This is a genomic window from Pontibacter pudoricolor, from assembly GCF_010092985.1.
GTDB classification, from domain to species: Bacteria; Bacteroidota; Bacteroidia; order Cytophagales; family Hymenobacteraceae; genus Pontibacter; species Pontibacter pudoricolor.
In genome coordinates this window covers 2,611,001-2,626,878 of the sequence record NZ_CP048106.1, presented here as the reverse complement: position 1 = coordinate 2,626,878, position 15,878 = coordinate 2,611,001, and the positions used below count along the sequence as shown (strand labels likewise).

Below are 15,878 nucleotides of genomic sequence, written 5' to 3'. Positions count from 1 at the left end.
GCTGCGTTCGTGTATCATCACGCTTCCGGCATCACATTAACCACCATACCACATTTATGTACAATATTGAAGAATTGAAAGATAGGCTTCTTTCAGAACTCAAGGAAATTGCAGAGGACCTGGGCGTTCAGAACTTCAAAAAACTGAGCAAACAGGACATTATCTACAAGATCCTGGATCAGCAAGCCATCACCCCACCTGAGAAATTACCTAAAAAGATCAAACCTGTTGCCAGTTCTGCTGCCCCAGCAAGCGATTCATCTCCTGAAATTGCAACTATAGAAGAAGAAGCATCAGCCCTTGCACCTGCACCGGAAGAAAGAAGACCTGTAGTGCGTGCCGAACAACCGGAACAAGCTCCAAAACCAGCCCCAGCGCCGGTTAAAGACCATGGGCCGCAACGCGACCGTGAACGTATTCAGCCTCGCCGCGAAAACAGGGAACAGACCAGCAGCGAGCCACGCACAGAAACACGCGAGCCAAAAGCAGAGAGAGCTGAAAATCAGCCACGTGAGCCAAGACCGGAACGTACGGAAGGCCAGAACCGCGAGCCACGTGAACGAAATGATGGCCGTGAGCAACGTTCTGAGAACCGCAACGATAACCGCGAACAGCGTCCGGAGCGTGAGCAACGCCAGGATAACCGTGAGCAACGCAGCGACCAGCAAACGAACAGACCAGATAGCCGCTACGACAACAACCAGCGCCGTAACAACCCGCAACAGCAGAATGCAAATGCAGGTGGCAATATCTTTAAGGAGTTTGATGGTATAATACTAAACGAAGGTGTGCTTGAGCTGATGCAGGATGGGTATGGTTTCCTGCGTTCTACACACTATAACTACTTAGCATCTCCTGACGATATTTATGTATCGCCATCGCAGATAAAATTATTTGGTCTTAAAACAGGTGATACTGTAAAAGGCCAGATCCGCCCGCCGAAAGAAGGTGAGAAATATTTTGCCCTGCTAAAGGTTGAGACTGTAAACGGACGTACCACGGAAGAAATTCGTGACCGTATTCCGTTCCAGCACTTAACGCCGCTTTTCCCGGAGGAGCGTTTAAAGTTAACTACCAAGCCAAGCCAGCTGTCAACCCGTATTCTCGACCTTTTTGCCCCAATAGGTAAAGGCCAGCGCGGTATGATCGTGGCGCAGCCTAAAACAGGTAAAACCGTGTTGCTGAAAGAAATAGCCAACGCTATTTCTGAAAACCACCCGGAAGTATACCTGATGATCCTACTGATTGATGAGCGTCCCGAAGAGGTGACTGATATGGCCCGTAGCGTAAAAGCGGAAGTTATTGCATCAACGTTTGATGAGACTGCCGAGCGCCACGTAAAGGTATCGAGCATTGTACTGGACAAGGCGAAGCGAATGGTAGAGTGTGGCCACGATGTGGTAATTCTTCTGGATTCGATCACGCGTTTGGCCCGTGCCTATAACACTGTGGTTCCATCGTCTGGTAAGATCTTATCGGGTGGTGTGGATGCGAACGCACTGCACAAGCCGAAGCGTTTCTTTGGTGCTGCCCGTAACGTTGAGAATGGTGGTTCATTAACTATCATTGCCACTGCACTTATCGACACAGGTTCTAAGATGGATGAAGTTATCTTCGAAGAATTTAAAGGTACCGGTAACATGGAACTTCAGCTGGATCGCAAACTGGCCAACAGAAGAATTTACCCTGCTATCGACGTTCCTGCTTCGGGTACTCGCCGCGAAGACCTGCTAATGGACAGAGACGAGCTGAACCGTATCTGGATCCTGCGCAAGTTTATGTCGGATATGAACTCTGTAGAAGCTATGGAGTTCCTGAAAGACAGAATGGTTGGCACGAAGAGCAACGAAGAATTCCTGATTTCGATGAACGGCTAAACTATAGTTTAGAATCAACTATAAAAAAACGGCCTGCAACTATAGCTGCAGGCCGTTTTTGTTTTGTACTGATGGTTATATTGTTGAATTGTTAAATGGCTGATTGTTGTCTGAATCAGGATTTACAGGATTTAGGGATCGACAGGGTTTCAATTGCTCAGTTGCTGAAAAGAAATAGCGTATTGCATTTCTACAATGTTCTAACTTCTAAACCCTTAACTCCCAAACTATAAAAACTTTCTAACCTTCTAACTTCCCAACTTTCTAACTCCTAAACTCTCTAACTCCTAAACTCCTAAACTATAAATCATTGCCAGAACGGATACTCTACATGCGTTAAGTGGTAATATACATAGGTAACTACAAATCCGAAGAGTACATGACTGAACACCATCTCCATAAGGTATCTTTCCAGTTTGATGTGCGGAGGCCTGGGGTGGATCATGAAAAATAAATACCAGATGAGCATGGCTAATATGCCGTTCCCGAGTCCTATAAACATTCCCCACGAAGCTGTAATGGTGCCCACGCCGCTTTCCCAAAGAGCCAGGTAGCCAATAGCATATAAAACACCAACAGTATAATGCGCCAGTCCACCCACCAACTTAGTGGACACTCCTTTCGATAAGCTGCCATCAGGGTGCGTTTTGCCAAGCAGCATAGTTCCTAATACCAGTGGTATCCTAAGAACACGGTTTGTTGCCAGAGAAAGAAGAAAAATTACAGCAGACATGGCTGCGGTGCCGGCCAGCCCAGCTAGTATAACGTAGATCAGCTTCACGTATTATTATCTAATTTCCCCTTTATACGCAATTGCACAGCATAGTTTTAACCCAGGTAAAAGTGGTATACCTATAGTTCGTAAACAGCCTTAAATACCAGCATCGTTATAAACGCCAGGCTGATGCACACCGAAGATATTTTGTTCATGTGCATGGTATTATCATAGTTTACCAGCGTATTATTACGGGTAGCGGCCATAGCCCAGTTTGTAAAATAGTAGAGGATAGGAGCCGTAGCTATCAAAAAAATAATGATATTCTGAAACTGGTCGGTGGTATAATACAACCATAGTAACATCCCGGTACCGAGCAGTAAACTGATGGCTGCAAAAATGTAGGTGCCGGTAATGCCAAGTAATAAACTTATAGTTATATCTCCGCGCTGGCTGTCTTCTTCGTGCTGGTAAATTTGAGTGAGCGGGTAAGAACCACACAGAAACAACGTGCTAACTATAGCAAAACCTGCATTAGGCATCTGCATCACTTCCTGTAGCTTCAACCCGACGCCAGCCTGCACCATTGCAAACGTAAAAGCCCCCTGAAAAAAAGTAACAACTATAGTACTGATAACCGGGTACTTTTTGAGCCGGATGCCTTCGTAACTATACGCTTTGGAAATAAGCAGGTATAAGGCAACCAACGCAGCAAACAACGGAGATAAAATGATAGAAAACAACACAGCCAGCACATCAAAAGCCAACACCAGATGCATCAGTTCGCGGTTAACTTTAGGCGGATGTTTCAGGCCTCCAATACTTCCTTCGTCGCGGTCGTAGTAAGAGTTGTAGCCGTTGCTGGCCGGGTAAACCAGTAAGTGCAGAATCAGGAAAACAACTATAGCCCTGCTCACATCCACTTGTTGCAATGCACTGAGCGCAAACCAGAATACCGGCATCAGGTACACCGAAAAAGGTATTCGCATTAACGTAAGCGCGTCGCGGTAAGGCTGCATTTTTTAGTTGTTGTTTCTTGTTTGTTGAATGATGTCTGAATCAGGATTTTCAGGATTAAAGGATGAACAGGATTTATGAATGTGCAGGATTTACTGCTCCGTTGCTGACAAGACGCAAAATATTGCGTCTCTACCTAAACTTTCTAACCTCCAAACTTTCTAACTTCCGTAACTCTCTAACTCGGATATCCTATCAGGTAAATAACGTGTTTGCCGGGTTTGTTGCCGACGCGGCCGGTTCGCCAGGTATAGTCTGGAGCTTTTATAGTTAGTAGCATTTGTTGCAGGTGCGTTGGCGTATAAATGCGTAGTAACGATACGGTTCCATCCCAGATAATGCCAACAGGTATCAGCGGAATGATGTACGTAAAAAATAACCTGCTGAGTTTAAACGGCCGGATGAATGGCGTAACTAAAACTATAACTATAGGAAAGACCAGCCATAGTAAGATCATCTCTACCCAGCTTTTCTGTGCACCTTCAAAAATACCAATGGCAGCACGTTTGTCGGCGGCATCCTGCAAAATGCGCTGCGCTATAGTTGGCGGAAAATGGTGAAATGATGAAAATATAGTTCGGAGGCCGGTTATAGTTTCGGGTACGGCAGTTGCATCAACTGGCTCTGGTATAAAATCTATCGTTCCTCCGGATTTAGTTTGCAGGTACTGGTAAGCACTGATGTTTGGATAAAGATCGGAGAGGGTAACGTGTATCGGTTGCCCCATTCGCCGGCTCAGGTCTTTTTGTATAGTTTCTATGCCGCCGCCGGCTCCGGAGCAAAGGTCAGTAATGTGTGTTTGGTTGGTTTTAGTTAATAGTTCCTGTAGCAGGGGTAGGGCAGCTTCGTAAGCGCCCATTTTCGAGATCATAAAACGCAAAAAATCCAGCATCCCCTGCCGGATTACGTGCGGAAACCAACGCTGGTCCTCCAGTTCAAAAAGTTGCAGCCGGTTGTTCAAGTGCTTTTTTATTGCACATACTACGCAGCCGGCTGTTTAGTTATAGTTAGGTTAATAGCTATAGTTTTTATACTGGCGCAAATCTCCGGATTTATGACGTTGGGTGTGTACGGGCCTCCAGACTCGCTTCTGCCCAAGTCGAACTATAGACATTAAAACTATAGGCTGATTAAAACTTACTTTTCTCTTTTACTCCCAGCTACAAAACTATAGTTATCATCCGTATTGCTGAAGATCTGCCAGTCAAGTTCCTGCTCCTTCGTTGCATCCGGGGTAACTATAAGTCTGGCGCCATATTCAAAATAAAGGGTAAAGCCGTTGTTTTCACTCAGCTCAAAACGTTGTGGCGTCATGGCTCCTCCGGCATTTATCAGTTCCTGCAGGCGTTGGTCGCGCAGGTTGGCACCCGGTATTTTCCAGTCGAATTTTGGAGAAGGCAGGCCGGATTCGCGCTTCCGCATAAAAACCTCGTTGTGCTTTATGCTGTCGCCGTTGGGCAATACCAGCTGCCAGGGGCAATTCAGGGCCAGTGTAACAGCGCCTACATCTAAAATAAGACCTTGTGGCGTGCGGTAATGTGCCTTGCCGAAATGGAAATATTGAACCAGCTCGGTGCGTGTGGTTTTTGTAAGGGGCAGGCCGGTAATTTTATCTAAAGCCTCTTGTACGGGCATGTGCATACGGTATAGTTTCAGAGAATAAAGGCAAAGATAGGCAGCCTGTTATTATTAAATAATGTTCAAAGTCACTTTACTAAGTTTTATAGTTATTTAACAGGTTTGTTACACACTTAAAGTATATTTGCAGTAGTTTCGAAAGAAGCTGCCATCTAGAATTTTTAGGGATAAAGCCCTGTTTGCATACAATGCTGAAAGAGCAAGAAAAAATAGAAAAACCAAACCCACGTTCGGCATACCGCACCTTTATCCGTTTTGCCTGGAAAACCTTTTTTATCGGGTTTGTTATAGTAGTCGGGTACCTGCTGAGCGTTGAGTTTAACCTGCTTTACCTATTCGGTTCTTCGCCGAGCCTGGATAAACTGGAAAACCCGCGTAACGACCAGGCATCTGAACTATACACGTCCGATGGGGAGCTGATTGGTAAATACTTTAAGGAAAACCGCAGCCCGATCGGGTACGAGAAAATGTCTCCGATGCTACTGAAGGCTCTGATAGCTACCGAAGACGTGCGTTTTTACGAACACTCCGGTATCGACCCTCAGGCAATACTTTCGGCGGTTTATGGTGGCTTTACAGGTGATGCCCGTGGCGCCAGTACCATAACCCAGCAGCTGGCCAAAAACCTGTACAAAACCCGAACCGATGATTCTAAAGGTGTATTAGGGCATATTCCTGGTCTGAATGTGGTAATCGCTAAAACCAAAGAGTGGCTTACCGCTATAAAACTGGAGCAGCGCTACACCAAAGAAGAGATACTGGCCATGTACCTGAACACCGTGGATTTTGGTAGTAACTCGTTTGGTATAAAAGTAGCGTCTAAAACCTTCTTCAACGTATCTGCCGACAGCCTTAAAACAGAGCAGGCCGCCGTGCTGGTAGGGTTGCTAAAAGCCCCGACCTACTATAGCCCGCGTTTTAACCCCGAAAATGCTACCCGCCGCCGCAACACGGTACTGGAGCAGATGGCCAAATACAATTACATTACCAAAGCATCTGCCGACTCGCTGAGCAAAATTCCGCTGGTGCTGGACTATAGTGTAGAAAACCATTACGATGGACCGGCTACGTATTTCAGAGGTGCCGTTGCCGAATACCTGCAGGAGTGGTGCAAACAGAACGGGTACGACTTATACCGCGATGGTCTGAAGATCTATACAACTATAGATTCGCGGATGCAGAAACATGCCGAAGAAGCTATGGAAAAGCAGATGCGTACATTACAGCGCCGCTTTAACAGCCACTGGCAGGGCAAAAACCCTTGGGTTGATGAGAATAACAACGAGATACCGGGCTTTATTGAGGAAACAATAAAACGCACCTCTTACTACCAGCGCCTGAAAAAGAAATATGGTAATGATGTAGCCGCTATTAACCGTGAGCTGAATACGCCGCGCGAAATGAAGGTGTTTACCTGGGATAATGACTCGCTGGAGAAAAAAGTTACGATGAGCCCGATGGATTCGCTGCGCTACTATAAGCGTTTCCTGCATGGCGGCATGATGACCATGGATCCGTTTACAGGCCATATTAAAGCATGGGTAGGAGGTATCAACTATAAATACTTTAAATACGACCACGTAAAACAGGCACGACGCCAGCCTGGCTCAACGTTTAAACCATTTGTGTATGTAGCTGCTATCGATAACGGTTACTCACCTTGTGATAAGATTGTGGACCAGCGCATAACTATAAATTATGTAGAGAAAGGGGAGAAGAAGACCTGGTCGCCAACCAATGCTGACTGGCAGTATACCGGTGCCCCGATGACGTTACGCCGTGGTATGGGCAAATCAGTTAACTCTGTTACAGCGCAGCTTACCGAAAAGATAGGCTGGGAGACTGTGGTGAAATATGCACACCGCCTGGGTATTACAAGTCCGTTACAATCTGTTCCTTCTATTGGTTTGGGGCCAAGCGATGTGTCTATCTACGAAATGGTGGGCGCTTACAGTACATTCCCGAATAACGGTTTCCATACCAAGCCGATGTTCATTACCCGTATTGAGGACCGCAACGGCAACCTGATACACCAGTTTGTGCCAAAGCAGAAAAAGGTGCTGAGTGAAGAAACAGCTTTCCTGATGATGCACATGCTGAAAGGCGGTATTGAAGAACCAGGCGGAACATCGCAGGCGCTTTGGGAATACGACCTCTGGAAAGGAAACGAAATTGGTGGCAAGACCGGAACATCCTCTAACCACTCAGACGGCTGGTTTATGGGCGTTACAAAAGACCTGGTTACCGGTGTTTGGGTTGGTGGCGAAGACCGCAGCATTCACTTCCGTACCTCCAGCCTGGGAGAAGGTTCTAAAACGGCCTTGCCAGTGTTTGGTTTATACATGGAAAAAATTTACCAGGACAAAGACCTTGGCTATACGATGGGTCGCTTCCCGGGGCCTACAGTTAAGATCAACAAAAAGTATAACTGCACTACGGTTTTACCGCGCAAAGTAGAGCCAGACTCTACCATGTTCGATCCGAACCTGGAGCTATTCGATATTCTGGAACAGTTAAACTCCGGGACTAACACCGACAGTTCGCAGTAATAACTCTTAAACTATAAACAGAAAGGCCAGCTATAGTTGTAGATGGCCTTTCTGTTTATAAACTTCCGGTCCCAGCCATCTAATCCCTGCCCTCGCTCGCGTCCCGCGAGTGTGAGCTACCAGCGGACTCTGGCCGCTTTGATCTATAGTTTATAGTTGCCTGATTTTATACTTATAGGGTAAAGCGGCGGGACTCCACGGAATCCCTCACGGCATTTGGCAACTATTAAAACAGAAGAGCCGGCTACAACTATAGCCGGCTCTTCTGTTTTGCAAGTAATCATAAATTACTTCAGTTTCTTATCATAAAAGGATTCCAATGCCTCGTCGAGGTAATTATACTCAAAGGTAAAGCCGGTTTGTAATACTTTGTTGGCACTTACCCGCTGACTATCGAGCACTACGCCGCTCTTCTGGCCTAACACCAGGTTAAGGGCAAATTCGGGCACTTTCGGTAATACCAGTGGCTTGTGCATGGCTTCGGCCAGCTCCTTAATAAACTCTTTGTTTGTTACCGGATGTGGTGCTACGGCATTATACACACCTGAAAAGTGGGTGTCCTCAATAGCTCTGATAAACAGGCGGCAGGCATCATCAATATGTATCCAGGACATGTACTGTTTGCCTGAACCCAGCGGAGCTCCTGCCATCATTTTGACTGGCCTGGCCAGTTGCGGCAAGGCGCCACCCAGGTTGCTCAGCACAATGCCCAGGCGAAGTATAACGGTCCGCAGACCAAGATTGGTTATCTGCCACGACGACGCTTCCCAGGCTTTACAAACTTCAGCCAGGAAATCATCAGCCAGGATACTTTCTTCTGATACCAGCTGGTCGCCGGAATCACCATAAATACCGATAGCTGATGCCGAAATAAAGCCTTTTACATGGTGATCTGATTTCTGAAGGCAATCATAAAGCAGGTTAGCACTATCTACCCGGCTTCTTAATATCTCCTTCTTGCGCTCCTCTGTCCACTTTTCATCGGCCACGCCCGCACCTGCCAGGTGTATAATATAATCGGCGTAGGTAATGGCATTCTCATCAATGTAGTTTTGCTTTACGTCCCACCGGAACGTTTTATACTTCGAGAACTTGTTAGAGTCCCTGCTTAGGTGTGCCACTTCATAACCCTGGTCGATGAGCATCTCAGACAGGCGATTGCCTATCATACCGGAGCCACCTGTAATGAGTATTTTTTCGGGCATAGTCAGTTTTTAAGAAAGCTGCTTTATATAGAAGTTACACTATACGTAACACAGGTATAATTTCGTTGTGTGTGCCGTAGTTTATAATACTTTAAGCTGTTGGTTAAACCTGTCTTCTACGGATGTGGCTAAGAAACTCGCTGCGGTATTGCTCTTCCAGGAACAGGCCACCATATTCTGCGGTAATGGTACCGCTGGTAACATCGTTCACGCCACGGCTCATCACACACAGGTGATCTGCTTCTATCAGCACGGCTACGTCTTCTGTTTGCAGGGCCTGCTTCAGTTCGTTAACAATCTGCATGGTCATGCGCTCCTGCACCTGCGGGCGGCGGGCGTAGTACTGCACAATGCGGTTCAGTTTAGACAAACCAATTACATGTTCTCCCGGTATGTAGGCAACATGCGCTTTGCCAATAATCGGTACAAAGTGATGTTCGCAGGAAGAATACAAGGTAATATCACGCTCAACCAGCATACGGTTGTACTTATACTTGTTCTCGAAGCGACGGAGGTCGGGTTTGTTTTCCGGATTCAATCCATGGAAGATTTCCTTTACATACATTTTTGCTACACGGCGCGGCGTTCCCTTCAGACTGTCGTCCGTCAGGTCAAGGCCCAGCGTGTGCATGATCTCACGGAAATGTCCTTCGATTATACTTATTTTCTCCTGATCAGAAAGATCAAAAGCATCAGGACGCAAAGGTGTTTCCAGTGAGCCCGTCAGGTGGTCATCCATGGCCTCGTTGTCCTTTTCCAGGTCCTGATTATCCATTATATTCAACAAAGTTTCGTTCAGTTTCATACAGTGTAATTCCCAGCGCGTACGCATCGCTTATCTGTGGCCGGAGCAGGTTCCAGATCACGATGGCGATATTTTCGGCGGTCGGGTTCAATTCTTTAAATTCTTCAGTATCCAGGTTCAGGTTCTTATGGTCGAAGCGGTCGATCACCTCTTTTTTCAGGAGTTGGCTCAGTTTCTTCAGATCATATACATAACCGGTCTCGGCATTTACAGGTCCGGTAAGTTTCACTATAAGTTCATAGTTGTGGCCATGAAAATTGGGGTTACTGCATTTGTCAAAAACAGCCTCGTTCTGCTCGTCGCTCCAACTGGCGTTATACAGTCGGTGGGCTGCATTAAAATGTTCTTTCCGGCAAACTGTTACTTCCATAGTATGACCAACAATCCCTGGTATCTAAATGTTATAAGCCAAAGATACAGAAATTATATACGTTGCTTTTAAGTTTGCAAAGGTAGGCAGTACGACCGAAAGGCAAATCAAAATTTTAGCTAAATTAGTGTGGTTGAGCATGATGTTTTTCATTTGATTTAGTTATTTTCGTAGCGTTACATCCCAATTGTACAAATTTTTTAATCCAACCTATATTTATGAGACTGAAAGCTTTACTACTGGGGCTACTATGTATGGTAGCTGGTTTGAGTTATGCCCAATCCGGGCGGGTAGAGGAGAAAGAGCAAACCGTGAACGGTGTAAACAGGAGAGGGCAGCAGCTAACTGTGCAGCTTGATCCAGCCCTGGTTGAAAAGCTCTGGAAAAGCCAGCTGACTGAGAAGTCCGGCAAAACAAAAATTAAATACTCCAAAGGTGTTTACACATTGGATGGAGTAGTACTTGATACTATCTCAAGTTCTCCGATGCGCATTATTTCGACGGTTGGCAGCGACCCGGAAGGCAGTTACGTATGGTGGTCGCTGGATATGGGTGTGGCTTATGTAGATAAGAGTGCAACACCGAAAGAGTATGCTGCCGCCGAAGGTTTTATGCAGGCCTTCGCCCGTAAAGCTTACAAAGAGGATATTTTCAGGCAGATTAACCAGGCCGAAGACGTTTTAAAAGCCACCAAACTGGAGCAGGAGCGTGTGGTAAAGCAAGCCAATGATATACAGACAAGCATCGCAAAGAACCAGCAACGCAAAAAAGAGCTGGAAGCTGAACTTGTAAAGAACGCCGAAGACTTAAAGAAACTGGAGCAGGAAGTACAGAATAATATTAAAAAGCAGGAAGCCAGTAAGCAGCAGGTTCAGGAAATGGAGAAAGCTGTGGAAACTGTTCGCGCTAAGCTTTTACAAGTGAAGTAGTAACTATAGCCAACAGTTAAAGCTGTAGTTTATAGCTGATATCAGAAGCCAGTTGCAGCTCATGCAACTGGCTTTTATTTTATATTTCTCCCGTGTCATCCTGAGCGTCAGCCGAAGGATCTTAAATGTCCTATAATTTCTCTTTTGTCATTTCGACCAACGTGAGAAATTTGAGTTCTATAGTTGGTTATAGTTGCAGCTGGAACGAAGCCTTTTATTCCATAGCCTTCTTCAATCCTGGGAGCTCTACTTACCTATCGTTTCAATCTGGCTTTGGTGCCCTCACGGCCGGGAGGCCTCGTCTTCGGGCATCGCGCTGCTGCTTTCTTGCTACCCTCGTACCTCGGGTTGCCTGACGGCACCGCAACAAAGCAAAGTCGCTCAACCCAAAGACTGTGATCCGGTCGATAGCTAAACTATAGTTTACTTGAGAAACTATAGTTGCATCGCCTTATCGTGGTGGTATTCCCGTAGGGACAGGTCGCGACCTGTCCGATCGACAGGCAGCAACTATAGTAGTAGCAGAATTATCCCCTTGTGAGTAGGGGGATGACAAACCTCAACTATAAAACCAGCTATAACAGTAGCAGAAATTCCCCTCCCGGGAGGGGCAGGGGTGGGTTAAAACAGCAACTATAAAATGATAAAGCAAACTATAGCAAAGGCTGGAAAGCTCCTTCCCCTGTTTTTAGGGGAAGGCTGGGAAGGGGTAAAACCACAACTATAAAACTATACCAATCACCTTTATCCCAAAATCACTTAAATCTCCCTTAATCCCGGTTCAGACAATGCCTGTCCCTGGCGGGCCAGTTGAGTCGGGAGACGCAACACCATTAAAAGTCACGAGTCATGAGACTCGCGCCAGCAATACGAACTATAGAGCTTTAATCTAAACTATAGCTTTACAAAACTCCCTCTCCTGTTTTGGGTTAGGGTCCTCTTCAAAAGGTGAGTGCTTGGATAAGGTTTTAATTCCCTTCCTAAGAGCCGCAGCATGGGTTAAATCTCCAAGTATAAACTACAACTTCATCCAGCGCTGTATCTCTTTTTCTGCGAAGTGTTCATCTTTCCAGCCTACAAACTTAATACTATTCGGGTGTGTGTAATGCACAAACCACTGCTGCAGTATTTGCTTTACAGCAGGGTATTCTATGCTCAGGCTTTTGAAGTTGGTTGCCTTTATAGTTCGCTCACTTGGGCGGGCAGGCACTGTTATAATTACAGGATAAAGGTCTCCGGAAGATTTCTCCAGCATAAGGGTAGCAATCGGTATTACTTCTGTTACAGTTCCACTTTCAATTCGCTCGGCTAGTACCAAAGTGCTAAGTCCCCGACTGTTAGCGCCAACCTCTGTGGAAGGAATAAAGCCATAGTTGCCGGGGTAAGGCAGGAACTGGAGAATTTTATCCTGGCCGGCCAGCTTCTCGTTTATAAATGTCTTTGTTTTAAGATCATACTTAACAGCATGGCTGGAGCCGGCAGGTGTTTCTATTACAGCCTGTAATTGCCTCGCCCCGGTGTACGTTGGTAAAGAAGCGTAATCCGTCTGGCAACTATACAACAGCAGGGTAAATACAAGCAGGAGGGAAGCAGAAGCAATACGGGTCATGATGTTAACTATAGTTATAACTGGTAGTACAAATATAAAAATTGGTTAAGGATGCTATAGTTTCGGATTCAGAAAAGGGCAAAAATAAAAAAGGAGCTGTTGTTCGAACAGCTCCTTTTTAACTATGGAAAATTTGTGAAAACAGGTATTATCTTCTTTCCTTGATTCTTGCAGCCTTACCTGACAAGCCTCTCAGATAGTATAGTCTTGCTCTTCTTACTCTACCTTTTCTAACAAGCTCGATTTTCTCGATAGATGGAGAAAGAAGTGGGAAGATACGCTCTAGACCAATCTGGTTAGAGATTTTTCTAACAGTAAAAGTTTCGCCGTTTGTGTTAACGTTCTTGCGCTGAATAACAACGCCCTGGAATTGCTGCACACGCTCTTTGTTACCCTCACGGATTTTAACGTGGATATTGATAGTATCACCTGCCTGGAAAACAGGGAAAGAAGCGCGTTTGTCAGTGTATTCCTGCTCGATAAATTTAATTAATTCGCTCATGGCTATGTTCTAAAGCTAAAGTATCTTCTTGAATTCGGACTGCAAAGATATGTAATTATTTTTTACATAAGAATAATTGCTCCGAAAAATATTTTTTGTTGTGTTATAATCTGTTAGCAACCTATGTCGTTGCCGGTATAATTCTATTCGCCCAGTAGGTCTGGTCTGCGTTGCCTGGTGCGTTTAATGGCTTGTTCAAAGCGCCACTGTTCAATTTTAGGCCCATCTCCTGATAAAAGGATGTCGGGTACTTTCATGCCTTTGTAGTCTGCGGGCCTGGTAAAAACCGGTGGGGCCAGCAATCCATCCTGGAAAGAGTCTGTCAAGGCTGAAGATTCATCGTTCAGCACACCCGGTATAATACGGATAATGGCATCAGCCAGTACCGCTGCACCTAACTCTCCACCCGACAATACATAATCGCCAATGCTGATCTCGTGTGTTACAAACCGCTGACGCACGCGCTCATCTACACCTTTATAGTGTCCGCAGAGAATAAGTATATTTTGCAGCAGCGAAAACTGGTTAACTGTATTCTGGTTCAAGGTCTGCCCGTCCGGCGTCATGTAAATAATGGCGTCATAGGTGCGGTCAGCCTGTAACTCTGAAATGCACTTATCGATCGGTTCAATCATCATCACCATGCCGGCACCGCCTCCAAAAGCATAGTCATCTATCTGGCCATATTTGTTTATGGCGTACTTGCGCAGGTCGTGCACGTGTATTTCTACAAGGCCTTTTTGCTGCGCGCGTTTAAGAATAGAATGGCTAAAGGGGCTTTCCAGCAGGTTTGGCTGGCAGCTGATAATATCAATACGCATTATTTTTCCTCTTCCGTGTCCTCGTCTGCATCATCTGCATCTTCCGGTCGGCTGGGTTGGGTATAAACTTCGAGTAATCCTTCCGGCAGGCTTACGTGTAGTATTTTGCTTTCGTGGTCGGCTCGTAGCATGGTTTCGTCCATTACCGGTATCAGCATTTCCTGGTCCATGTAGTCCATGGCCATGAGCTGCTGCTGCGGCATGTCATAAAAGTCTTTTACAGTGCCAAGTTCTCCGTACTGTGCATCTACTACTTTGTAACCGATCACGTCATGGAAATAAAACTGGCCTTCTTCCAGTTCAGGCAGCTCATCAAGTGGTAAGTATAAAGCCGTATTCCGAAGCTTTTCAGCCTGTTCTATGGTTTTTATATCTTCAAACCTGATAATGAAGCGGCCTTTTTGCTGGGGCTCCATGGCATCAATAAAAAATGGAACCAGTCTTCCCTGTTGTTCAAGGAAAACTGATTCCAGATCTTCGTAATCTTCGGGGAAGTCTACGTCAAAAAACGCGACAACCTGCCCCTTTATGCCATGCGTCTTAACGATGTATCCGAGTTGAAAACAAGCATCAATGTTCATGGCACACTAAATTATGCTTGCTCTTCAGTAGTAGCTTCGCCTTCAGCAGCCGCTTCCGGCGCCTCAGTTGCTTCTTCTTCAGCAGCAGGTGTGTTTGCAGCAAGCGCAGCAGCTTCACGCTGACGGATTGCTTCTGCACGAGCTTCCTTCTTCTTGGTCTCAGCCTCCAGAGCAGCTTTCTTAGCAGCTTCTTTAGCAGAACCCAGGCTTTCTACTTTACCTGCAATCTTAGCATCTTTTGCGTTCTTCCACTCTTCGAAACGAGCATCAGCAGTTTCCTGAGTGATAGCACCTTTGTTTACACCAATCTGAAGGTGTTTTTTGAAAAGGATACCTCTGTAAGAAAGCATTGCTTTTACAGTGTCAGTTGGTTGCGCTCCGTTCATCAACCACTGGAATGCCTTCTCGTCAGAGAAGTCGATAGACGCAGGGTTAGTGTTAGGGTTGTAAGTACCCAGTTTCTCGATGAATTTACCATCACGTGGTGCACGAGCGTCTGCTACTACGATATCGTAGATAGCGGCTTTTTTGCGGCCTCTGCGGGCCAGTCTGATTTTAACAGCCATTTTGTATAAATTTTAACGTCGGCGGAACCCGTCCGCCAGTTTTTTAGAACCGCAAAGGTAACTATAGTTTGCGTAATTTCAAACTATAGTTTAAGAGCCTGATAGATGAACATTGGCTTTATAAGGTTCAGATTTATAGTTGGTTTTGTAAGTTGTTTTGATCTTTCGCTCAGTATATAATTCAATTGTTAACTTCGGTATGTTGTCGTCCTGAGCCAAGTCAAAGTGTTTTAAACCTCCTATTTCCACTTTTGTCATTTCGACATTAGGAGAAATCTGGGTTCTATAGTCAACTATAGTTGCAACCTGAACCAAGCCTTTTCTTCTATAGCCTTCTTTAATCCTGGGAGCTCTACTTACCTATAGTTCTATAGTTAACTTTGGTGCCCTCATGGCCGGGAGGCCCCGTCTTCGGGCATCGCGCTGCTGCTTTCTTGCTACCCTCGTTCCTCGGGTTGCCTGGCGGCACCGCAACAAAGCAAAGGCGCTCAACCCAAAGACTGCGATCAGTTCGATAGTAATTTTTATAGTTGAGTGATAAGCTATAGTTGCATTGCCTTATCGTGGCTATAGTTTCGTAGGGACAGGTCGCGACCTGTCCGATCTTGGTCTGTAACTATAGAACTACAGAGGAGACTATAGCTAATTCAGATTTCTCCCGCTGGTCGAAATGACATCTTGAAAAGCCGTAGCA

The 15,878-nt window shown here is 45.7% G+C and carries 16 protein-coding genes; 3 read left to right on the top strand and 13 right to left on the bottom strand.

Translation table 11 applies throughout. The annotated features are described in order from the left end of the window. Window positions 1-56: 56 nt before the first annotated feature. Entirely contained in the window at window positions 57-1,877 is a 1,821-nt protein-coding gene (gene rho / locus GSQ66_RS11220; protein WP_162427558.1) for a transcription termination factor Rho, read from the top strand. Window positions 1,878-2,184: 307 nt separating this feature from the next. On the opposite strand, the gene GSQ66_RS11215 is transcribed toward rho, so the two are convergent. The 4 genes from GSQ66_RS11215 to GSQ66_RS11200 all read right to left on the bottom strand — a co-directional run bounded on the left by GSQ66_RS11215 (window position 2,185) and on the right by GSQ66_RS11200 (window position 5,244). Beyond that, window positions 2,185-2,658, bottom strand: coding sequence for a hypothetical protein (locus tag GSQ66_RS11215; protein WP_162427557.1), 474 nt, complete (start codon window positions 2,656-2,658; stop codon window positions 2,185-2,187). 71 nt (window positions 2,659-2,729) lie between these two features. Next, window positions 2,730-3,611, bottom strand: coding sequence for a UbiA family prenyltransferase (locus GSQ66_RS11210; protein WP_162427556.1), 882 nt, complete (start codon window positions 3,609-3,611; stop codon window positions 2,730-2,732). A gap of 176 nt (window positions 3,612-3,787) precedes the next feature. Next, window positions 3,788-4,570, bottom strand: coding sequence for a class I SAM-dependent methyltransferase (locus tag GSQ66_RS11205; RefSeq protein ID WP_162427555.1), 783 nt, complete (start codon window positions 4,568-4,570; stop codon window positions 3,788-3,790). Between the two features lie 176 nt (window positions 4,571-4,746). Continuing rightward, window positions 4,747-5,244 carry a hypothetical protein gene (locus tag GSQ66_RS11200; RefSeq protein WP_238395652.1) on the bottom strand — a complete coding sequence of 166 codons (498 nt, stop codon included), beginning with the start codon at window positions 5,242-5,244 and terminating at the stop codon, window positions 4,747-4,749. A 191-nt stretch (window positions 5,245-5,435) separates the two neighbouring features. On the opposite strand from GSQ66_RS11200, the gene GSQ66_RS11195 reads away from it, so the two are divergent. Further along, complete coding sequence (locus tag GSQ66_RS11195; RefSeq protein WP_162427553.1) at window positions 5,436-7,796, top strand: penicillin-binding protein 1A; 2,361 nt, start codon at window positions 5,436-5,438, stop codon at window positions 7,794-7,796. 143 nt (window positions 7,797-7,939) lie between these two features. Here GSQ66_RS11195 and GSQ66_RS11190 read toward each other — a convergent pair whose 3' ends face one another. The 4 genes from GSQ66_RS11190 to GSQ66_RS11175 all read right to left on the bottom strand — a co-directional run bounded on the left by GSQ66_RS11190 (window position 7,940) and on the right by GSQ66_RS11175 (window position 10,176). Then, entirely contained in the window at window positions 7,940-8,080 is a 141-nt protein-coding gene (locus GSQ66_RS11190; protein ID WP_162427552.1) for a hypothetical protein, read from the bottom strand. Window positions 8,081-8,083: 3 nt separating this feature from the next. Beyond that, the gene (locus GSQ66_RS11185) at window positions 8,084-9,001 is read right to left on the bottom strand and encodes a TIGR01777 family oxidoreductase (protein ID WP_162427551.1); all 918 of its coding nucleotides are present in this window, start codon (window positions 8,999-9,001) and stop codon (window positions 8,084-8,086) included. Window positions 9,002-9,104: 103 nt separating this feature from the next. Continuing rightward, window positions 9,105-9,776, bottom strand: coding sequence for a GTP cyclohydrolase I FolE (gene folE, locus GSQ66_RS11180; RefSeq protein WP_162427550.1), 672 nt, complete (start codon window positions 9,774-9,776; stop codon window positions 9,105-9,107). Next, on the bottom strand, window positions 9,769-10,176 hold the full coding sequence (locus GSQ66_RS11175) for a 6-pyruvoyl trahydropterin synthase family protein (protein ID WP_162427549.1): 408 nt from the start codon (window positions 10,174-10,176) through the stop codon (window positions 9,769-9,771). Before GSQ66_RS11175 ends, folE begins: the two co-directional genes overlap by 8 nt. A 218-nt stretch (window positions 10,177-10,394) precedes the next feature. On the opposite strand from GSQ66_RS11175, the gene GSQ66_RS11170 reads away from it, so the two are divergent. Beyond that, window positions 10,395-11,105, top strand: a complete 711-nt coding sequence (locus tag GSQ66_RS11170) for a DNA repair ATPase (protein ID WP_162427548.1) — start codon at window positions 10,395-10,397, stop codon at window positions 11,103-11,105. A gap of 1,018 nt (window positions 11,106-12,123) precedes the next feature. Here the strand turns inward: GSQ66_RS11170 and GSQ66_RS11165 are convergent. From GSQ66_RS11165 to GSQ66_RS11145, 5 genes are all read right to left on the bottom strand, one after another. Then, entirely contained in the window at window positions 12,124-12,714 is a 591-nt protein-coding gene (locus tag GSQ66_RS11165; RefSeq protein WP_162427547.1) for an inorganic diphosphatase, read from the bottom strand. Between the two features lie 148 nt (window positions 12,715-12,862). Beyond that, complete coding sequence (gene rplS / locus GSQ66_RS11160) at window positions 12,863-13,216, bottom strand: 50S ribosomal protein L19 (RefSeq protein ID WP_162427546.1); 354 nt, start codon at window positions 13,214-13,216, stop codon at window positions 12,863-12,865. Window positions 13,217-13,359: 143 nt separating this feature from the next. Next, window positions 13,360-14,037 carry a tRNA (guanosine(37)-N1)-methyltransferase TrmD gene (gene trmD / locus GSQ66_RS11155; protein ID WP_162427545.1) on the bottom strand — a complete coding sequence of 226 codons (678 nt, stop codon included), beginning with the start codon at window positions 14,035-14,037 and terminating at the stop codon, window positions 13,360-13,362. Further along, the gene (gene rimM / locus GSQ66_RS11150; protein ID WP_162427544.1) at window positions 14,037-14,618 is read right to left on the bottom strand and encodes a ribosome maturation factor RimM; all 582 of its coding nucleotides are present in this window, start codon (window positions 14,616-14,618) and stop codon (window positions 14,037-14,039) included. Before rimM ends, trmD begins: the two co-directional genes overlap by 1 nt. A gap of 11 nt (window positions 14,619-14,629) precedes the next feature. Continuing rightward, on the bottom strand, window positions 14,630-15,184 hold the full coding sequence (locus GSQ66_RS11145) for a 30S ribosomal protein S16 (RefSeq protein WP_162427543.1): 555 nt from the start codon (window positions 15,182-15,184) through the stop codon (window positions 14,630-14,632). Window positions 15,185-15,878: the final 694 nt, after the last annotated feature.